Raw genomic sequence first — 20,068 nt, 5'->3', positions numbered from 1 at the left:
TATACAGTTATTATATAGAGTCTTAGAAATATCTGGGAGACCTTAATCTCTTCGATTTAAATACAATATCATAGCTCAAGGATATCTCATGTGAACCGTGGGTTCGACTTGACAATTTGGATACCGCAACATCATAGGAATAACCGATGCGAAGTTGGTTGTTGATATTAAGTTGAAAAATACCTGCAACTGAATCTTCGTCACGATAGGAAACTCCTAACCAAAACTTATCCAAGAAAATTGCCATTGTCGAAAGGTCCCAGGAAAAGCGTGATCCCTGAGTTGCCTTAAATAACACTGTTGGCTTTAATTTGATAAACGGATTAAGTTTCACCAGATAGCCACCCATTAAGAAATAGTGCAATTTGTTTTTATCCAGTTTCGCGTTTAAAACGCCACCATTTTCAATACTATTTTGAAGTAATTTGGGGATAGAAAATCCGACAAAAAAGTCATTGCCATAGACGTAAGTTCCTACCCCAAAATTCGGAAGCACATCATTATTTATTTCCTGCAAAAGAGGATCATATTGATCAACAACTCTTGAGTTTGTGAGATCAACTTTTTGGTGGGTCAAACCAGCTTTCAACCCAAAATTCATAAACACCGTTCGATTTAATTTGATTTTATATGAAAAATCAACACCAACATCTGTGTTTTTTTCAGGACCAATAACATCAGTTTCAAGTGTTAACCCGACACCCATATTAAAAAAAGAGATTGGAGAATTGACCGAGATGGCTGCACTTTTAGGCGCACCATCTAACCCAACCCATTGCTTCCTGGCAATTCCAAGAATCTGTGTAGACCCTCTGGAACCCGCATAAGCAGGGTTGATTGATGAAGGGTAATTCAGGTATTGGGTAAACATTTTATCCTGTTGCCCATAACCCGTGCACACGACCCCTATCAAAAACAGTAATATGACAAATACTTTTTTCATTTGATTACAGCAAAACACCCTTAGTTTATCTCAAACTTCGAATCCTTTTTAATAGCATATTAGGCAAATAGTTAAGCATGGTTGAAATAAAAAGGTACATAAAACTCTTTTTTTTAAGGAATTTATCAGTATCAATTACACGAACCGACCTTATGTTTACACAAAATAATCTTGACTGAAGTTTAAAAAATTAGAAGTTTTATTTTCTTACACTAAAAACTGAAACACAACATAATACAAGTAAATGACAGGAGTCAATCTTGGGAAATATTCTGCATTAGCGGGCTTATATCTGATCATTATTTTGAACTTAACGAGTCGTCGCTTGGGCAAGAAATATTACATTTGTTCTCAATCTTAACCGAAATCAATATCACCAATGAAGAAAATAATCAACCCCTTTATCAATGGAGACAATGGCAACTGTTTTGGTTGTTCTCCTCATAATTCCAATGGCCTTCAAATGAGTTTCTTCGAAGATGGCGATTACATTGTTGCTGAATGGGAACCACAAGGCCATTTATCAGGCTTTAAAAATGTATTGCATGGCGGCATACAGGCCACTATTATGGATGAGATTGCCAGTTGGCTTGTGTTTGTAAAATGTCAAACCAGTGGCGTAACAACTGAATTGAATGCCAAATACCGGGGAGCAATCTTAACCGATCAGGGAAAAATTACTGTGAGAGCAAAACTTATCTCACAAGAAAAAAAGTTTGCCCGCATCTATACCGAAATTCTTGACCACAATGGCAAGCTTGGTTCGCAGGCTGAGGTCACTTATATGATTTTCCCTCAGGAGATGGCCAAACAGAAATTTGAATATCCGGGCATAGAAGCATTTTTTGAGAAGGAGTAAATAACAAGCTTCTACTCAAGAAATGAGTTTCTGACAAACGCAGCAAACCATAAACAATCTAAATTCAAAAACAATTTTGGAATTCAAATAAAAAAAACGCTATTTTTGCCGCTTAATTTAAAAGCATCATCTGGGAAACTGGTAATCCCGAATTCAAATTGAGCTCGGCCAAAAAACGAAAGGATGTCAACCATTAGTAAGCATAGCACAAAAGTGCTTTTCATATCTTCAAAAAGATATCTCTCTGATAGAAAGAGAGCGTTTACTTCCCGCCTGCTTTTTATTTTAAAATCCCATTTCTCATACAGCTTTAATCAGAATCTTGCTTTTTCCCCTAACGAAGAAGTGAATTCTTTCATGTCTCACCCTTTTATTTGTTTGATTCATGCATAGATTTAAAGCCATTATTTGGGATTACAACGGCACGCTTCTCAACGATGTAGAGATTGGGGTTGAGAGTATCAATACCATGTTGCAAAAACGTCAGCTCCCGTTACTGACCTGCGAAAGTTATCGCGAAGTCTTCACCTTTCCTGTAAAAGATTATTATGAGAAAGTTGGCTTCAACTTTCAAAAAGAAGATTGGAACAGCACAGCACATGAGTTTATTGCCAACTACACCCAAAGACTACCAAATTCAGATATATTTCCTGAAGCCCGACTTTTACTTGACATTTTCAAAAATCAAGGCAAAAAGCAATTCATTCTATCCGCTATGGAAATGGGCATGCTAATTGAATCAACAAAAGAATTAGCAATTCAGCAGTTCTTCACCGAGATTTCTGGAATTGATAATATATATGCCAGTTCAAAAATTGACAATGGCAAAAATCTATTTAATAAATATCAGCTTAAAGCAGAGGATGTTTGCCTGCTGGGTGATACAACTCACGATTACGAAGTGGCACAAGAACTTGGCTGTCATTGCTACCTTATTGCATCGGGACATCAGTCTTTCGAAAAATTAAAAGCAACAGGATGTCAAAATATCATCCACAGTCTCAATGATATACTAACAGAATAAACAACCATTTTAAATATATCTTTTTTCAAACAATCATTTTATTAAACCGATGAAAAAATTACTTACGATTTTCGCAATTCTTTCAGCCTTTGCTGTAAATGCTCAAAACTTACAATTGCACCGCGATTTTGAGCGTGGACATTTCACAACGACTTTCGAGATGTTTAAAATGGACAAATGGGGTAACACGTTTACCTTCATAGATTTTGATTATGATGCTGAAAACGGGATCAACCAAGGCTATTTCGAGATTGCACGTGTATTGAAAACAGAAAAAATGCCAATTGGTCTTCATATTGAATACAATGGTGGTGTTGGTAATGCAGGACAAGTAACAGAATTCCCAATAGGACTAGGTTACACAATAAACAATGCATGGATTTTTGGTGCGAACTACTCACAAGGTTCTGCAAAATGGGGTTTCTCGACATATGCCGGCTACAAAGCAATCAAAAATGCTGACAAAGCTAACTTTCAGGTAACCGGAACATGGTATGTTAACATGTTAGAAGGTAAAATGACATTCTCTGGTTTTGCTGACCTTTGGACTGAAAAAGGCTTAAATGACAACACAATCTTCTTAACTGAGCCTCAGCTTTGGTATAATGTAAATAAGAATTTTTCTTTTGGTGGAGAGGTAGAAATCTCAAACAACTTTGCTGGTGTTGAAGAATTCAAAGTACGTCCGACTTTAGCCCTTAAGTGGAATTTCTAAGACTATATTTTTTTAGATATTGTAAGTTCTGTTTCTATCAGAACTTACAACATATAACCTGCAAGTGAACTTGCAACTATTAAACAACCATGTTAGATAAATATTTTAATATCACAGGACTTGGTTCAAACATGAAGACTGAAATTGTCGCTGGTTTGACCACCTTTGCCACCATGGCATATATTCTTGCTGTAAATCCATATTTCCTTTCTGTAGCAGGGATGGATTACGGTGCTGTAATGACAGCAACTGCCTTATCGGCGGTTATTGCAACACTAGTTATGGCCTTAGTTGCAAAACTTCCATTTGCTTTAGCCCCGGGAATGGGTCTAAACGCTTTCTTCGCGTTCACCGTATGTGGTGTAATGGGCTGTAGCTGGCAATTGGCACTAACTGCCGTATTTGCAGAAGGAATCATCTTCTTATTGCTGACATTTTTTAATGTTCGTGAAGCCATTATCAATTCGATCCCAACCAATATCAAACATGCTATTTCAGTAGGTATCGGTTTATTTATTGCTTTTATTGGTTTAGCTCACAAAGATGTGGGTATCATCGTACCAGGACAAGGTATTCCTGTTCATTTGGGTGATCTTCATTCTCCAGGTGCTTTACTTTGTATTTTAGGAATCATCGTAATCGGGGTATTATTAGTACGTAAAGTTAAAGGTGCTATTCTTATTGGTCTTTTAGCTGTAACTGTAGTTGGTCTTATCCCTGGCATTGGCGTAACAAGTCTTCCTAAGGATGGTGCTCTAGTGAGTCTTCCTCCATCATTAGATCCAATTTTCTTCAAATTTGTTGGATTAGAAGAAATCCTGTCATGGAAATTTGTTTCTATCCTATTTGTATTCCTTTTTGTTGATATGTTCGACACAGTAGGAACACTTGTTGGTGTTGCTTCAAAGGCAGATCTTTTAGATAAAGATGGAAGAGTTCCTCGCGTGAAACAAGCTCTTTTTGCGGATGCTATTGGTACAACTGTAGGTGCTGTAATGGGAACTTCAACTGTAACAACTTACGTTGAAAGTGCTGCTGGTGTTGCCGAAGGCGGTAAAACAGGTATGACTTCATTAACAGTTGCATTTATGTTCTTCCTGGCCTTATTTTTCACACCATTGTTCACTATGATTCCAGCTGCAGCTAGTTCATCAGTTCTTGTGATTATTGGTATTTTCATGATGAGCCCTATCACCAAAATCAATTTTGATGATTACTCAGAATTCATTCCGGCTTTTCTTACAATGATCATGATGCCATTAAGCTACAGCATCGCAGAAGGTATTGCATTTGGTATGCTTTCATATGTTGTTTTAAAAGTTCTTACTGGTCGTTACAAAGAACTCAACATCCCAATGATTTGTATCGCTCTTATTTTTGTATTGAAATATATCTACAATATTGGCGAATAATTACTAGATCAATTTGAACATCGGGCTTTGGCTCATGTCCAATTTTTTTATCTCGAAATCTGATCTAAATACAAGCTCCACTACCCCAATAGTGGAGCTTATTTTTTTATTGCATTATTTTCTGAATCGCTTTTACACAAGCGTCTTTCTCCTCGATAAAACTCATATGACCGGAGTGCTCAAAAACAATGGCTTCCATTTCGTTTTGATCAGCCCACTCCAAGCCTTTCTCAAAAGGAATAAAATTATCTTCCTTACCAATAAAACTGAATTTAGGAACCGATAAGCCTTTAAGCACCTTATTCCTATCAGGACGATTCATCATTGCATTTAAAGCAGCTATTATGCCTTCATCTTGGGTATTCAATGCAATTTCAACCAAACTCGCAATCTCTTCAGAGAAGATCGCCTGATTCTTCTTCGAAAAAGTATTGGGAACAGCTGTACTACATATCAGTTCCTTTTTGCCTTTTCTGACAAACTCAATTTCCCGACCTCTGTTCTTACGCTTTTCATCTGTATCAGCATTGGCTGTAGAATGTAGAAAAGAAAAACTCGCCAAATAATTAACATACTTTTCGGCAAAGGCCAAAGCCACATAACCTCCCATTGAATGTCCCATCAGATGTACTCGGCTTAAATTCAAATAAGAAAGCACCTCATATACCGCATTAGCCATATCATCCACACTCATGTTATCATTTTTGATTGCTGACTTACCATGTCCGGGTAAATCAATACAAATCACTCTGGCAGTCTTCGACAATTCACAAGCCAGTGCATTAAACGTGTCAATTGATTCCAGATAGCCATGCAGGAGAACCAATACAGTACCTTTGCCCTGATCTTTGAATCTAATTGTAGAATTAGGTGTATCAATCGTTTTTATCATCGGTTTTCATTTAAAAGTTATGTAAAAATACAAAAATTCAGGATTCTAAAATTTCAGAATTGGATCTTAAAAACAAGTGTCCACAAAAAAAATAAAATCATACAATATATTGATTGATTTGAGAACACTTTATTCGAGCAGTAAGCTATTTCACTTTCACCAGGTAAGATTATCCACTCAATGGGCTGATAATTGTTTTAACTTTCTAAATAAGAACAATACAGGTTAACTTGTTTTAAAACATATAAAAAAGTAATACCTTGCAAAGGTTTGTCCAAATCATTAGAGAATAAATTCTGTAATCAATTTAGACTTAAACGAATAGGTTTGCATTATAAGTCAATCGGCTAGCTTGTTGTTAAATAGGTGGTTATTAGAATCAATCTAAATAAATTACATGTGTTACGTAGTATTGTTTCCTCAAACATGAGCATCTACATTTGCGACTGAATTAGTTAAACCTTAGAATAAAAACAATCTAATTTAATTTTTAAATCCTATGAGCAGTTTTTTAAGTTCATCAATTGGGAAAAAGCTGATAATGAGTTTGTCAGGCCTTTTTCTTATTGTTTTTGTGTTGGTTCACTTGATATTAAACTCATTTTTGTTGTTTGATAAGACAGGCGAACTGTTCAACGCAGGAGCTCACTTTATGTCTCTACCGATTATCCGCTTCGGATTACAGCCGGTACTGGCAGGTGGATTCATTATCCACATCATTTACGCTATTACGCTAACATTGCAAAACCAAAAGGCTCGCCCTCAGAAGTATGCAGTTCAGAACTTGAGTAACAGTAGTACTTGGTCGTCACGTAACATGTTTGTGTTAGGTGGACTTGTATTGGTATTTATTGCAATGCACTTGTTGCATTTCTTTGTACCTATTCAGATCGAAGGAAATGTACATGATGATGCTCAGTTGGTAAAAGCTCTTTTCACCAATGGTTCTATGGGATTAGTTTATACTGGTCTTTATGTTTTAGGAGCTATCCTTTTGGGATTTCACTTGGCTCACGGATTCTGGTCTGCTTTCCAATCAATTGGTTTCAGCAATAAAATCTGGAAAAAACGTTTAGAAAAGGTATCATACTTCTACGCAATCTTCGTTGCTGCAGGATTTACAATCATTCCTTTGTACTTACACTTTTTTGCTTAATTGCTAAAATTTAACGGTTATGACAGTATTAAATTCAAAAATTCCAGCCGGGCCATTAGCTGAGAAGTGGTCAAAACACAAAGCTGCTATTAAAGTAGTTAGCCCTGCTAATAAGAGAAAATTAGATATTATCGTTGTAGGAACTGGTTTGGCCGGTGGGTCTGCTGCTGCTTCTTTGGCAGAGATGGGATACAACGTAAAAGCATTTTGCTACCAGGATTCAGGCCGTAGAGCTCACTCTATTGCTGCTCAGGGTGGTATTAACGCTGCAAAAAACTATCAAAACGATAATGACTCAATTTATCGTTTATTCTATGATACAATTAAAGGTGGTGACTACCGTGCACGTGAAGGCAACGTATACCGTTTGGCTGAAGTAAGTGGTGACATCATCGACCAATGTGTGGCTCAAGGTGTACCTTTTGCACGTGAGTATGGCGGAACACTATCTAACCGTTCATTCGGTGGTGTATTGGTAAGTCGTACATTCTATGCTCGTGGTCAAACCGGACAGCAGTTGCTATTGGGATGTTACGCATCAATGAACCGCATGATCGGACAAGGTAAAATCGAAATGCATGAGCGTAACGAAATGCTTGACATTGTCATTGCAGATGGTAAAGCCCGTGGTATCATCACTCGTAACCTGGTTACTGGTGAAGTTGAGCGTCATGGTGCTCACGCTGTAGTAATCGCTACCGGTGGTTACGGTAACGTATTCTTCCTTTCAACCAATGCTATGGGTTGTAATGGTGGTGCTGCATGGCAAGCTTACAAGAATGGTGCATATTTTGGAAACCCTTGTTTCGTACAAATTCACCCAACTTGTATTCCTGTTCACGGTGAACAACAATCTAAATTAACTTTGATGTCTGAATCCCTTCGTAATGATGGTCGTGTTTGGACTCCAAAGAAAAAAGAAGATGCAATTAAATTGCAAAAAGGTGAAATGGGACCTAATGATATCGCTGATGAAGATCGTGACTTCTACCTAGAGAGAAGATACCCTTCATACGGTAACCTGGTACCACGTGACGTAGCATCTCGTGCTGCAAAAGAGCGTTGCGATGCTGGCTTCGGTGTTAATGCTGAAGGTAAAGCTGTTTATCTTGACTTTAAATATTCTATCGAACGTTTAGGTCGTGATGTTATCGAAGCTCGTTATGGAAACTTATTCCAAATGTATGAGAAAATTACTGATGTAAACCCATACAACGAGCCAATGCAAATCTATCCTGCAATTCACTATTCAATGGGTGGTGTATGGGTTGATTACAACTTGATGACAAACATCCCGGGTCTTTATGCTATTGGTGAGGCTAACTTCTCTGATCACGGTGGTAACCGTTTGGGTGCTTCTGCCTTGATGCAAGGTTTAGCTGATGGATACTTCATCCTTCCTTACACTATTGGTGATTATTTGGCTGATGAAATTCAAACACCTCGTATTGAATTGAATCACCCTGAATTCGAAAAGAAAGAAAAAGCTGTTCAGGAACGTTTAGAGCGTCTTTACAATGTAAAAGGTGATAAGTCTGTTGACTCATTCCACAAGCGTTTAGGAAACATCATGTGGGATTACGTTGGAATGGCTCGTAATGAGAAAGGCTTGAAATTTGCTATCGAAGAGATTGCTAAAATCAAAGCTGATTTCTATAAAAATGTTCGCATCCCTGGTGATTTTGATGCAATGAATATCGAGCTTGAAAAAGCGGGTCGTGTGGCTGATTTCCTTGAATTAGGTGATTTGATGGCTCGCGATGCATTAAACCGTAAAGAGTCTTGTGGTGGTCACTATCGTGAGGAGTCTGTAACCGAAGAAGGTGAAGCTAAACGTGATGATGACAACTTTACTTTTGTTTCAGCTTGGGAGTACCAAGGTGAAGATAAAGATCCTATTTTACACAAAGAAGATTTAGTATTCGAAACTGTTGAGTTAACTCAACGTTCATACAAGTAAGCCATGGCAGATAAGATATTAAAAGAATTAACGATAAAGGTTTGGCGTCAAAAGAATGCTAAAGCCAAAGGGAAATTTGAATCCTATAAAATCAGCGATATCTCAACTGGAACCTCATTCCTTGAGATGCTTGATATTCTTAACGAGCAACTAATTAATGATGGCATTGAGCCTATTGCATTCGATCACGATTGCCGCGAAGGTATTTGTGGAATGTGTAGCTTATTCATCGATGGACGTGCTCATGGACCAGATGACGATATCACAACATGTCAGTTGCACATGCGTAAATTCGAAGATGGAGCAACCATCACTATTGAGCCTTGGAGAGCTGGAGCATTTCCGGTAATCAAAGACTTAATTGTTGATCGTACTGCTTTCGAAAAAGTACTTCAATCAGGTGGTTACATCTCGGTAAACACTGGTGGTGTACCTGATGGAAATGCAATTCCTATTTCTTACGATGATGCTGAAGAAGCTATGGATGCTGCAGCTTGTATTGGTTGTGGTGCTTGTGTAGCAACTTGTAAAAACTCATCGGCAATGTTGTTCGTTTCTGCTAAGGTATCTCACCTTGCAAAACTTCCACAAGGTCGTGTTGAGGCTACTCGTCGTGCTAAGAACATGGTGGCTAAGATGGATGAGCTTGGTTTTGGTAACTGTACCAATACAGGTGCTTGTGAGGTAGAATGTCCTAAGGGAATTTCTATTGCAAATATTGCTCGTTTGAACCGCGAATTCTTAAGCGCTACAATTAAGGGCTAATTAGATTCGAATCCAGATATAAAGAGCGTTGCCTGAGGGGAACGCTCTTTTTCGTTTTACTGATACTAAGAGGCAAAACCAATATATCCAATCGATTTACGACTCTAATCTCAACATTAAAAATCCCCTGTTTCAAATCCCCTAAAGCTTGCGCTGCAGCTTTTGAAAGATCAAGTATGCGTCCCTTCACATAAGGCCCTCTATCATTAATTCTGACAAAAACCGATTTCTGATTATCGAGATTTGTCACTTCCAGCCAGGTTCCAAAAGGGAAAGTCATATGTGCTGCAGTAAATTCTTCCTGTGAAAAAAATTCCCCATTAGCAGTAAGTCGCCCATCAAACCAATCTGAATAGAACGATGCCTTCCCTTTGATTGTTTGTAGAGGAGCCAACTGCGCAGGTAAATTTAAACTGCAAATTACAAGAAGACAAACCAATAGAACTGATTTCATTGTTTAAATATATAAAGAAAAAAATCCGACCCAACAGGCCGGATCTTAAACATGGTCATAAACCAATTAGTTTGCATTGACCAAATTTGTATAATAAACTTCACGTGCAACTTTATCAACAATATGCTTCACAAATTTCATATCATACATCGAACTGAAAATTTGATCCATCAGAGCTAAAGTATCTTCACTTAACATCTCAGAAAGTTCAATACTTGTACCATCCTCAAAAGTGATTTTTATATCACGTCCTTTTCTACAGAAAGCAACATTTGCATCATCCGAATCATTTTGATGTTTCACAACCTCAATAGTAGCACCTTCCTGCAACACATCATTTCTGTAAACCACGTAATCTTTAGACACTGAACTCCACTCAATTTTAATCGAGCCCAATACAAGTGAATATTTCAATTCTCCTTTATTCGTTACATCTGATTTTGAGATCTCAACATCTTCCATAAAAAGAATAGCATCACCTTTCATCAAATTAAACTTATAATTTATCATTTCACCAACACTGAAATCAACACCAACTGAATAACCGTTCGTAAAAGTGAATTTAGATTGATAGTCAAAATTCAAATCCTCAGAAATAGACCAATCAACATATAATGCACCCGCTTTCTCTTTTTCAACCTCAATTTCTGAATTCAGCAAATAATCAAAAGCAAGTCCTCCTGCATATGTGTAGTGATAGTCAGTTGTTGTAATAACAAAATCATTGACGTAATCAGTCGTTTCATTCTCATACAACATCCATGGACGCATGGCTTTTTCTTTAGGTAATTGCAAAACAAAGAATTCAGAATCGCCTATTTTTTCAAATACGCTTTGATACCCATATTTAAAAGTTCCCTGCTGATCTGAAATTCCCCCTTTATAGTCATAAACACCTTTGATATCATCAAGTGTAATGTTCATTGCATACCTGGAATCCATATCTCGGCTGTAAGCATTTTTAAGGTCTGAGCCATCATCAACTGTTATGACTTCAAATCCTTTTGATTCAGAAATATCAACAACAGCATCAGTAATCGCATTCGCTTTTACTTCCATCAATTGTACAAGAGAAAGATCTTCTTCCGGATTATTATCAGAGTTGTCTGAACAGCTCCAAAATACCGCTGTAAACAGAAACAAGCTTGCTAAACTAAAAATGTATTTTTTCATATCATCAGAATTAGGTTATCTATTGGGGCTATTATATTGATCATATAATGCAGCACATTGTGTTTACAAAGATTATACCAGAAAACATCTTTCTTATACCTATACAAACATAAACTCCTCCAATAGAAATGATTCAGAGCCTCAAGTTACAAAAAGTAGTTGTTAATAGGAATAATATCAAAGCCTATTTGTGAGGTTAAAAGGAACGGATGTGGAATAGTTCTACGTTTATAAAATAAAAATACAAGCTCGGCTATGAAGTTCATTCAAAATCGATTTTTATTTAAATTTCTTCTAAACAAATAAATTCGGAATTTAAACAATCAATATTTATTGATAGAAAGCCAGTGAAGTTGGGAATTTGCAATCTGTTCTTCAAAGGCATTTGCCTTTTAGCTCTCCTACACAATCAAAAAACGATTGGTATTATTTATTCAGCAAGTCACCTAACCTATTCCAAAAGAATTAGCCATGGCTAAATTTACCAAAGAAGATGCTCTTCGATATCACGAAGGCAACCGTCCGGGAAAAATTGAAGTTATTCCAACCAAACCCCACTCCACACAATTGGATCTGTCTCTGGCCTACTCGCCTGGAGTTGCAGAACCCTGTTTAAGAATTAAAGAGAATCCCAAAGACGTTTATAAATATACGGCTAAAGGAAACCTTGTTGCTGTAATTTCCAACGGAACTGCCGTTCTGGGTTTGGGCGATATAGGTGCTGAAGCTGGCAAACCCGTTATGGAAGGGAAAGGCCTGTTATTTAAAATTTTTGCTGATATTGATGTGTTCGATATTGAAGTTGATACGAAAAATGTAGATGAATTTGTCAAGATCGTAAAAGGTATTGCACCAACATTTGGAGGGATTAATTTGGAAGATATTAAAGCTCCAGAATGTTTTGAAATTGAAGATCGACTCAAAACTGAGCTAAACATTCCTATCATGCACGACGATCAGCATGGAACTGCAATTATTTCATCTGCCGGCATGTTGAATGCCATCGAAATTCAAAAGAAAAAAATTAAAAACATTAAATTAGTTGTCAACGGAGCAGGAGCTTCGGCGGTGGCGTGTACACGACTCTATATTTCACTTGGGGTACAAAAGGAGAATATTGTTATGGTGGACAGCAAAGGTGTGCTTCACAACTCACGAACCGATTTAAGCGCTATAAAACGTGAATTTGCCACCACACGAAACATTCATACACTGGAAGAAGCCATAAAAGGGGCTGATATGTTTTTGGGCCTGTCAGTCGCCAACATACTTACACCAGATATGGTCAAAAGCATGGCCGATCGTCCCATTGTGTTTGCCTTAGCCAATCCTAATCCTGAAATTGACTATGAGCTTGCGATGAAAGTCCGCAAAGACTTGATCATGGCTACCGGAAGGTCAGATCACCCCAATCAGGTTAATAATGTGTTGGGCTTCCCTTTCATTTTTAGAGGCGCTTTAGATGTTAAAGCCACCGGTATAAATGAAGAAATGAAAATTGCTGCTGTCAAAGCCCTGGCTGATTTAGCAAAAGAAGATGTTCCGGATATGGTAAATACCGCATATAAGGAAATGAATTTAAATTTCGGCACCGATTATATCATTCCGAAACCTCTTGATCCAAGACTATTAACAGTGGTTGCACCCGCTGTTGCCAAAGCTGCGATGGAATCAGGTATCGCCCATGCTCCCATCACAGATTGGGAAGCCTACGAAATGGAATTGGAGCAACGAATGGGACGAAACAATAAACTTCTTAGAGCATTAACAAATAAAGCCCGGAGAAATCCGAAACGAGTCATACTTGCAGAAGGAGAAAACTTTAAAGTCCTCAAAGCAGCTCAAACCGTCTTAAACGAAGGAATAGCCCAGCCAATATTATTGGGAGATAAAAAGAAAATCAAGAAACTTATTTTGGATAACGATCTGGATATTGAAGACATCCCAATTATTGACTGGAATTCGCGAAAAGAACAAAGCAGACGTGAGAGATTTGCTCATGTTTTATTCGAAAAAAGGAACCGAAAAGGCTTAACCTATTCCGAAGCATTAGAATACATGACCAATCGCAACTATTTTGGTGCCATGATGGTAGAAACCGGCGAAGCTGATGCCCTATTAAGCGGATCAACATCTAAATATGCGGATACCATAAAACCTGCCATTCACACCGTTGGAATTAAACCCGACATCAATCATATTGCAGGCATGTATCTGCTGATGACCAAGCAAGGCCCTCTTTTCTTTTCAGATACAACAGTCAATCCACGTCCGGATGCAAAAACAATCGTTGATACCACTTTACTAACGGCCGAAGCTGTCCGAAAATTCAATATCGAACCCGTTATCGCCCTTGTCTCCTATTCCAACTTTGGATCCATACGCACGGGGAGTCCGGTTCGCGTTCAGCAAGCGACAGCTATCTTACATCGCGAACATCCCGATTTAATTGTTGATGGTGATATTCAGATGAACTTTGCCTTAAATAGTGAGTTACGAAGCCAAAAATTTCCTTTCTCAAAACTTGGTGAAAAACGCGTAAATACCATCATATTCCCAAACTTAAGTAGCGGAAATATCAGTTATAAGATGATGCAGGAACTTGGCGGAGCCGAAGCTATAGGTCCAATCTTACTTGGCATGAACAAATCAATTCATGTGATTGCACTGGAAAGCTCCGTTCGGGAAATCGTAAATATGGTGACTATTGCAGTTGTGGATGCTCAATAAATTAGATCAATAAGAAAGCTTTAGCTGACCAATTTTGGCTAAAGCTTTCTTATCTCACTTCAATTTGCCACCCAAAACACAGGTCTTTTTATAGGTTTTCACATCCCCGTCAGGATGATACAATTCAAAGTAGATGACATAAATCCCTATCGGGGCTCTATCTTTATTTGCCAATAACCCATCCCAAAACAGTTCATCCTCTGTTGACAAAGTTAAATTACTGGCTAATCGCCGAACTTCATATCCAAAACTATTATAAACCCGAATATTGGCCACATAACCGCTTTTATCAAGATCAAAATTAATAATAAGCCTATCGTCCACCCCATCATTATCCGGTGAAAATGTTTTGCTCTTAAATCCAACCGTATTGATTTCAACTTCATCAATATCATAGGAAGAATTCTGAAGTCCAGGCGTACCAAAGCCAATACTCTGAGCTGCCGAAATCCAGTTTGATATCGAATATGTTTCTCTAAAAGGATTAATTCTCTCTAATGAAACTCCTTCATCTGATGTCAAATTCTGAATGTGCATATCCTTGTCATAAGCAAAATCATCCACCGGCTCCTGATTCCCATTTAAAAGAACCACACGCCCTTCATCATCATTGTAAGAGGGCAAATTCTTCAATTGCAAAAAAGTCTTTTCGTCACAATGACTGTAATTCAACTTGATATTTGCCGTATCGGTACTCACCAAAAGATAAGTCCCTGCTTCCAGCATTTGAGATTGATCACTCAAAGGATAAATCTGATCAATTTGATAATCTTCATCCCGATTGGCGAGAAATAAATCCCGAATATCAATGATTCGATCAGAAATATTAAGCAATTCAATATAGTCGGCCCCTCCCGGATAAGGATTAAACAACACTTCATTAATAACCAAATCGCCTGACTGAGGCAAATCGGCAAGCAGAAACTCAAATGCCTTCTCTTCCATCGAATTTCCGGCTAAATCGACAAGTAGATCGGAAAACTGAAAACGATACTGGATATTGTGTTCAAAATCCTGAGGGAAAGTCAGTCGTAAAGCAAATTTTTCGTTCTCAAATTCTACAACAGAATCAGGATGCCCCATCTCCTGATCTAAAGAAAAATTTTCAAGCATTAAAGCTTGAGTCAATTCTAAATCCTCACTAAAAAAGAAATCGATTGTATTCGAATTGATCAAGTCAAAACTTAATAAACGAGGTGAAATAACATCCGGATTGATTCCGGCAATAGAATTCTGTCTCCCGGGTGTCCCTCCCGATTCATCCATAGATGCCTGCCAATTATCGGCTTGCCAGGAATGATTATTAGAATCGATTCTTTCCAAAGACCAACCCCCATCTTTTTTATTTTCATCCTGATACCAACCCGAAGAATACTCGATTTTATCAATTAATAATCCTGAAGATGATGTGATTGAAACAGTTGCTCCGGAATTGGACAAAGCCGGAAAACCACTCACGCCTAACACATTCCCAAAATTGCTATAAAGATCAACCGCTGCATTCGAACACAAAATCAAATAATCATCTGCAGCAAGTTCAAATGCCGATAGATCTTTTTCAGTTTGCCCCACTTTCAATTTGAAATTACCAATATTAATCGGATAAGCACTCCTGTTATATAGCTCTATAAATTCATATTCGGGCAAACCAACTAGGGGGGATTCATCAGCCAAAATTTCATTGATAACTAAATCGTATTGCTTTGGCTTTTCGTAAAAATCAAATTCAATATTCATTCGATCAGAAACCGAACCAAACAAATCCTGAATTCCTTCAAAACTTAAATTATACTTGCCTGTTCGCAATTTCTCCTGCACCTGTAAAATCAGCTCATTCTTTTTATTTGATGCATTTATTTCCTTTATAAAAACGTCATCCCCATCCCGCTTTAAACTAAAATAGTCCACCTTTGATGATTCTAAAAAATTCAAATCTTCGGAGAAAGTAAGAACGATTGAATCGGAATAGACAGCATAATTTTTCAAAAAAGCAGGTGTGTTATAGCTCTCAATTGTTAGATCGTCAAACCAAAGCTCTCCAGCACGCGAAGCAGTTTCAAAATTAAACTCGAGTCCGGTGTACCAGGTTTCAGCCTCATTCACAACTTCAGACTCTGCACGACCAGCCTCCAACCAATTCTCCTTTTTGCCCAAACGATTATAATAGAGCTTCCACTCCCCTTTGGCTGTATATTCTACTTTTATGGCAAGCTGATCATCTTCATTCCAATCAAAATCAGATTTTATCAAGAGTTCGGAATCTCCATCGTTTGTTTTCCATAAACTTAACAGGTCATCCGATCCTGACAGATTTACACCGACTGAATAAAATTGATCAGCTAATTCGGGACCATTGAAATCCATCAATAAATGAAAAACAAAAAAGTTCGTTGAGGATGGATCCCAATCTGAATTTTTAAGTATAAATTCCCAATAAATCGATTCTGATCCAATTTGAATCTCTGAAATTGGTTGCAGGATATAACTATCACCAATCGCATTGGTCAGATTGTGCTTTAGACTATTAGTCCCCTCTATAGGTAAATATGTAGAAACAGTCCAATCAGTAATATTTTCCCATAAATTTAGACTTGGTGATTCGAAGTCATCAGAAAGAATGAGAGATTCATTTTGCACAAAAACTGACTGAACGGCTGAAGCCAAATCACCACTCGCCTGCAATTCGAAAGACTGACGACCTGAATACGTCAATCCATCTATTCTTAATTGTCCATCAACCAAATGACCAATTGCCCCCGTTTGAGATAAAGTCCCGTCACCTGAAATCAAATTTAGATTAACCAATGAATTTTGATCCTCGTCGATATTCTGACAGATATCAACTGCTGCTAAAATCAAAGCAAATTCTTCACCCGGAGCAATTCCTTTAGGGACAGAAATAAAAGACAAGCGATCAGAAATCACTTCGATCTTATGCAGAGCTGACACAATCGGCTCTGCTAATTCACTTAACAGAGACGAACCCGTGGTTGAGCTTTTCCAATCATGATCATTTCGAATTTCAACCTGAAATTCAGCATGATCGGGCAATAAACTTTTCTTGAAATAAACACCTAATTCATACTCAACTTCTGTTCCATTTTCAATCTCAACATCCAAAGATGTAAACGAAATATTGTCCTTCTCAATTTTTGTCGTTTGGGCGATAATTTCACCAGCCTTCAATAAAACGGCACCAGCCAAATGTTTCTTCCAATCAAGGCCTGAATCATTAAGACTATTATAAAATTTCATTGAGCTAATTAAAGTTGGTGTTGAATCAAAAGTCGCTTCATCCTTTATTCCAAAATTCAGAACGACTTCGGAATCATCCAGGCTAATCGCAAGTGAACTCAATTTTTTGGAAGGTATCGCGGAATCAGCTTTAAGAATAATTGAATTGGCATCCAGGCTCGAAATGTTTTCGCTCATCACAGATTTCAGCCCCTCAGCCTCCACCAAAATAGTGAAATTCTCAGCCTTGTTGTAGCTTAAATCTGTCCACGTATATTTTCCCGTAATCAAATTCTTTTGTAAGCCTGAATCGGATGCCAATTCCCCCGTGCCTGAAGCTACGGAAACTTTAGCTTGAATATTCGAAACCAAATCCTGATTGCCATACGTATCAATAGATTTTACCCCAAGTTCAAAATTCTCATTGGGAATAACTGTTTTAGGAGGTTTATCCGTAAAAATTAATTCAGTTCCTACAACATCAACAACAAAACTTTTCCCCACCAAATTTCCGGGAAATTCAGCTAACCAATCACTTCCAGTAAGCTCCCATTGTGTATGTGTGCTCTCAATAGCAGCCTGAAAAATTGATCCATCTATAGAATTTTCAGTCAGATATATATAGAGAGATAAATCAATTGTCTCCCCATCAGGGATTATTGCCGCAACTTCAGTGTCGGGAAATGTAATAATCAGATCTATTTCACTTTTCTGATAGTCAGCATTAACAATCTTATCATTAATTCTCAATTGCAAACCACCAATCTCATTCGCCCAATTTACCGTGTTGACATCTCCCGGTATCAATCTGATTTTTTTCAGAATACTTTCAAGATCATCATCCCCGGCATCCGAAATTTGAAAACGAAAAACTTCCTTATAATCATCTTCGGCAACAGCTAAAGAAGAAATAAGCGAATCAGCAGGAATCCAATCAACAACCTGTGCCTGAGTTGATCCATCATTGGAAACAATAATGGGAGTTCCTGTAACTAAAATATCGTCGATGTAGATTTTATCTGAGGCATAAGTGGTTTTCATTCGGGCAACAAGTTGCAAACTGAGACCTTCTAAACCATTTACAGTAGCAGTTGAACTTCCCCAATCAACAGTACTTTCAAAAAATGGAACTTCAACTCCCCCATCCAAAACATAAAACAGTTTTATATATTTATTGTCAGCGTTGGAACCCGTGCCCGTTTCTGTGGCAGAAACAGATATATTAATCCCAGTATAGCTAGAAATATTTAAAACAGGACTCTTCCATATTGCTTCGCCATTGCAATCTAAAGCTTCTAATCGATCAGAACCTGTATCAACAACTTTTACATAATCATCAGCATCGTTAAGAATACAGGTACTCACATCTAAAGTCCAATTCACATCTGAGATATCATTCAATACATCCCCATCAAATCCTTTCCCAATATCATCATTAAAATTTTCTGTATAAATCACATTCTGAGCTTGCAAACTTCCCATAATCAGGAATAACAGAAATAATACTTTAATAAAAGCATGTGTTTTCATAGCTAAAAACTCTATATTCGTTGACTCGATTAACGACTAGAGATATTATAGTACGTAAAAAAATATCAACACCATATATCTCTGACAAAATTGAACTAACCAATCAATGTTAATTCGATATTTTATACTAACACAGATCCAATTCCACAGACTAACTGAATCTGAGTAAGTAAGTTATAATTATTAATCCAATTTAATAGAATTTTTTATTATGAAAATTGCTGTCGTAGGCGCCACAGGTTTAGTGGGACAAAAGATTCTTGAGGTATTAACCGAAAGAAATTTCCCTGTAGATGAATTGTATCCCGTTGCAAGTGAAAGATCGAAGGGAAAAAAGATCGAATTCAGAGGTAAACAGGTAACGGTAATTGGCATGAAAGAAGCAATTGAATTAAAACCACATATTGCCATTTTCTCAGCTGGAGGTAATACCTCTCTTGAGTGGGCTCCTGAATTCGAAAAAGTGGGAACTTTTGTTGTTGATAATTCTTCAGCCTGGAGAATGCATCCTGAAAAAAAATTAATCGTACCTGAAATTAATGCTTCAGAACTTACCGTTAATGATAAAATTATTGCTAATCCTAACTGTTCAACCATACAAATGGTTGTTGCATTAGCCCCTCTTCATAAAAAATACGGAATTAAACGTCTGATCATATCTACTTACCAATCGATTAGTGGAACTGGTGTAAAAGCAGTAAAACAATTAGAAAATGAACGCGCTGGTGTAGATGGTGAAATGGCGTATCCATACCCTATAGATAAAAACTGTTTACCTCATTGTGATGTGTTCGAGGAGAATGCCTATACAAAAGAGGAAATGAAGTTAATTAATGAGACACGAAAAATTCTTTGTGATGACTCAATACGAATTACTGCTACTGCTGTTCGTGTTCCTGTTGTAGGCGGTCATTCAGAATCGGTAAATATTGAATTCGAAAAGGATTTTGATTTGGATGAATTGAGAGCTATTCTTGCTCAATCAGAAGGTATTATTCTTCAGGATGAGCCAAAGAAAAATATCTATCCCATGCCACGATTTGCTCATGAAAAAAATGAAGTCTTTGTGGGTAGAATTCGTCGTGACTTCTCGAATCCAAACAGTTTGAATATGTGGATAGTTGCAGACAACCTACGTAAAGGAGCCGCAACAAATGCTATTCAGATTGCTGAATACTTAACTCAAAGTGGAATCGTTAAATAATCGATTTTCAAAACTCA

Annotated in this window: 14 protein-coding genes; 9 read left to right on the top strand and 5 right to left on the bottom strand. The window is 37.5% G+C overall.

The genetic code is table 11. The annotated features are described in order from the left end of the window. Nucleotides 1–22: 22 nt before the first annotated feature. A complete protein-coding gene (locus EO244_RS02540) occupies nucleotides 23–943 on the bottom strand; it encodes a PorP/SprF family type IX secretion system membrane protein (protein ID WP_129252638.1) in 921 nt (306 codons plus the stop codon). Between the two features lie 379 nt (nucleotides 944–1,322). Here EO244_RS02540 and EO244_RS02535 point away from each other — a divergent pair, with 379 nt between their 5' ends. The 4 genes from EO244_RS02535 (at nucleotide 1,323) to EO244_RS02520 (ending at nucleotide 4,953) form a co-directional block, all read left to right on the top strand. Continuing rightward, nucleotides 1,323–1,802: a PaaI family thioesterase gene (locus EO244_RS02535; protein ID WP_129252637.1), complete on the top strand. Its 480-nt coding sequence runs from the start codon at nucleotides 1,323–1,325 to the stop codon at nucleotides 1,800–1,802. A gap of 385 nt (nucleotides 1,803–2,187) precedes the next feature. Continuing rightward, on the top strand, nucleotides 2,188–2,826 hold the full coding sequence (locus tag EO244_RS02530) for an HAD family hydrolase (RefSeq protein WP_129252635.1): 639 nt from the start codon (nucleotides 2,188–2,190) through the stop codon (nucleotides 2,824–2,826). A 49-nt stretch (nucleotides 2,827–2,875) separates the two neighbouring features. Further along, nucleotides 2,876–3,541 carry a DUF5020 family protein gene (locus tag EO244_RS02525; protein WP_129252633.1) on the top strand — a complete coding sequence of 222 codons (666 nt, stop codon included), beginning with the start codon at nucleotides 2,876–2,878 and terminating at the stop codon, nucleotides 3,539–3,541. Nucleotides 3,542–3,630: 89 nt separating this feature from the next. Next, nucleotides 3,631–4,953 (top strand): NCS2 family permease, encoded by a 1,323-nt coding sequence (locus EO244_RS02520; protein ID WP_129252631.1) that lies wholly within the window; start codon nucleotides 3,631–3,633, stop codon nucleotides 4,951–4,953. Nucleotides 4,954–5,059: 106 nt separating this feature from the next. Here EO244_RS02520 and EO244_RS02515 read toward each other — a convergent pair whose 3' ends face one another. After that, a complete protein-coding gene (locus EO244_RS02515) occupies nucleotides 5,060–5,845 on the bottom strand; it encodes an alpha/beta fold hydrolase (RefSeq protein WP_129252629.1) in 786 nt (261 codons plus the stop codon). A gap of 499 nt (nucleotides 5,846–6,344) precedes the next feature. Between EO244_RS02515 and EO244_RS02510 the strand changes: the two genes are divergently transcribed. The 3 genes from EO244_RS02510 to EO244_RS02500 are packed head-to-tail and all read left to right on the top strand — an operon-like array spanning nucleotide 6,345 to nucleotide 9,726. Further along, entirely contained in the window at nucleotides 6,345–7,001 is a 657-nt protein-coding gene (locus EO244_RS02510) for a succinate dehydrogenase cytochrome b subunit (protein WP_129252627.1), read from the top strand. 19 nt (nucleotides 7,002–7,020) lie between these two features. Next, a complete protein-coding gene (locus EO244_RS02505) occupies nucleotides 7,021–8,961 on the top strand; it encodes a fumarate reductase/succinate dehydrogenase flavoprotein subunit (protein WP_129252625.1) in 1,941 nt (646 codons plus the stop codon). A 3-nt stretch (nucleotides 8,962–8,964) separates the two neighbouring features. Further along, nucleotides 8,965–9,726 carry a succinate dehydrogenase/fumarate reductase iron-sulfur subunit gene (locus tag EO244_RS02500; RefSeq protein WP_129252624.1) on the top strand — a complete coding sequence of 254 codons (762 nt, stop codon included), beginning with the start codon at nucleotides 8,965–8,967 and terminating at the stop codon, nucleotides 9,724–9,726. On the opposite strand, the gene EO244_RS02495 is transcribed toward EO244_RS02500, so the two are convergent. After that, nucleotides 9,716–10,180 carry a septal ring lytic transglycosylase RlpA family protein gene (locus EO244_RS02495; protein WP_129252622.1) on the bottom strand — a complete coding sequence of 155 codons (465 nt, stop codon included), beginning with the start codon at nucleotides 10,178–10,180 and terminating at the stop codon, nucleotides 9,716–9,718. The two genes, EO244_RS02500 and EO244_RS02495, sit on opposite strands and share 11 nt — an antisense overlap. Nucleotides 10,181–10,246: 66 nt before the next feature. Next, nucleotides 10,247–11,353 carry a hypothetical protein gene (locus tag EO244_RS02490; protein WP_129252620.1) on the bottom strand — a complete coding sequence of 369 codons (1,107 nt, stop codon included), beginning with the start codon at nucleotides 11,351–11,353 and terminating at the stop codon, nucleotides 10,247–10,249. A gap of 471 nt (nucleotides 11,354–11,824) precedes the next feature. Between EO244_RS02490 and EO244_RS17260 the strand changes: the two genes are divergently transcribed. Beyond that, a complete protein-coding gene (locus EO244_RS17260; RefSeq protein WP_129252618.1) occupies nucleotides 11,825–14,083 on the top strand; it encodes an NADP-dependent malic enzyme in 2,259 nt (752 codons plus the stop codon). 54 nt (nucleotides 14,084–14,137) lie between these two features. Here EO244_RS17260 and EO244_RS02480 read toward each other — a convergent pair whose 3' ends face one another. Then, the gene (locus tag EO244_RS02480) at nucleotides 14,138–18,847 is read right to left on the bottom strand and encodes a lamin tail domain-containing protein (RefSeq protein ID WP_129252617.1); all 4,710 of its coding nucleotides are present in this window, start codon (nucleotides 18,845–18,847) and stop codon (nucleotides 14,138–14,140) included. 211 nt (nucleotides 18,848–19,058) lie between these two features. Between EO244_RS02480 and EO244_RS02475 the strand changes: the two genes are divergently transcribed. After that, entirely contained in the window at nucleotides 19,059–20,051 is a 993-nt protein-coding gene (locus EO244_RS02475; protein WP_129252615.1) for an aspartate-semialdehyde dehydrogenase, read from the top strand. Nucleotides 20,052–20,068: the final 17 nt, after the last annotated feature.

The organism is Ancylomarina salipaludis (assembly GCF_004122035.1).
Classification (GTDB): domain Bacteria; phylum Bacteroidota; class Bacteroidia; order Bacteroidales; family Marinifilaceae; genus Ancylomarina; species Ancylomarina salipaludis.
The sequence above is the reverse complement of the archived record's forward strand: the minus strand, read 5'-3'. Positions and strand labels throughout refer to the sequence as shown.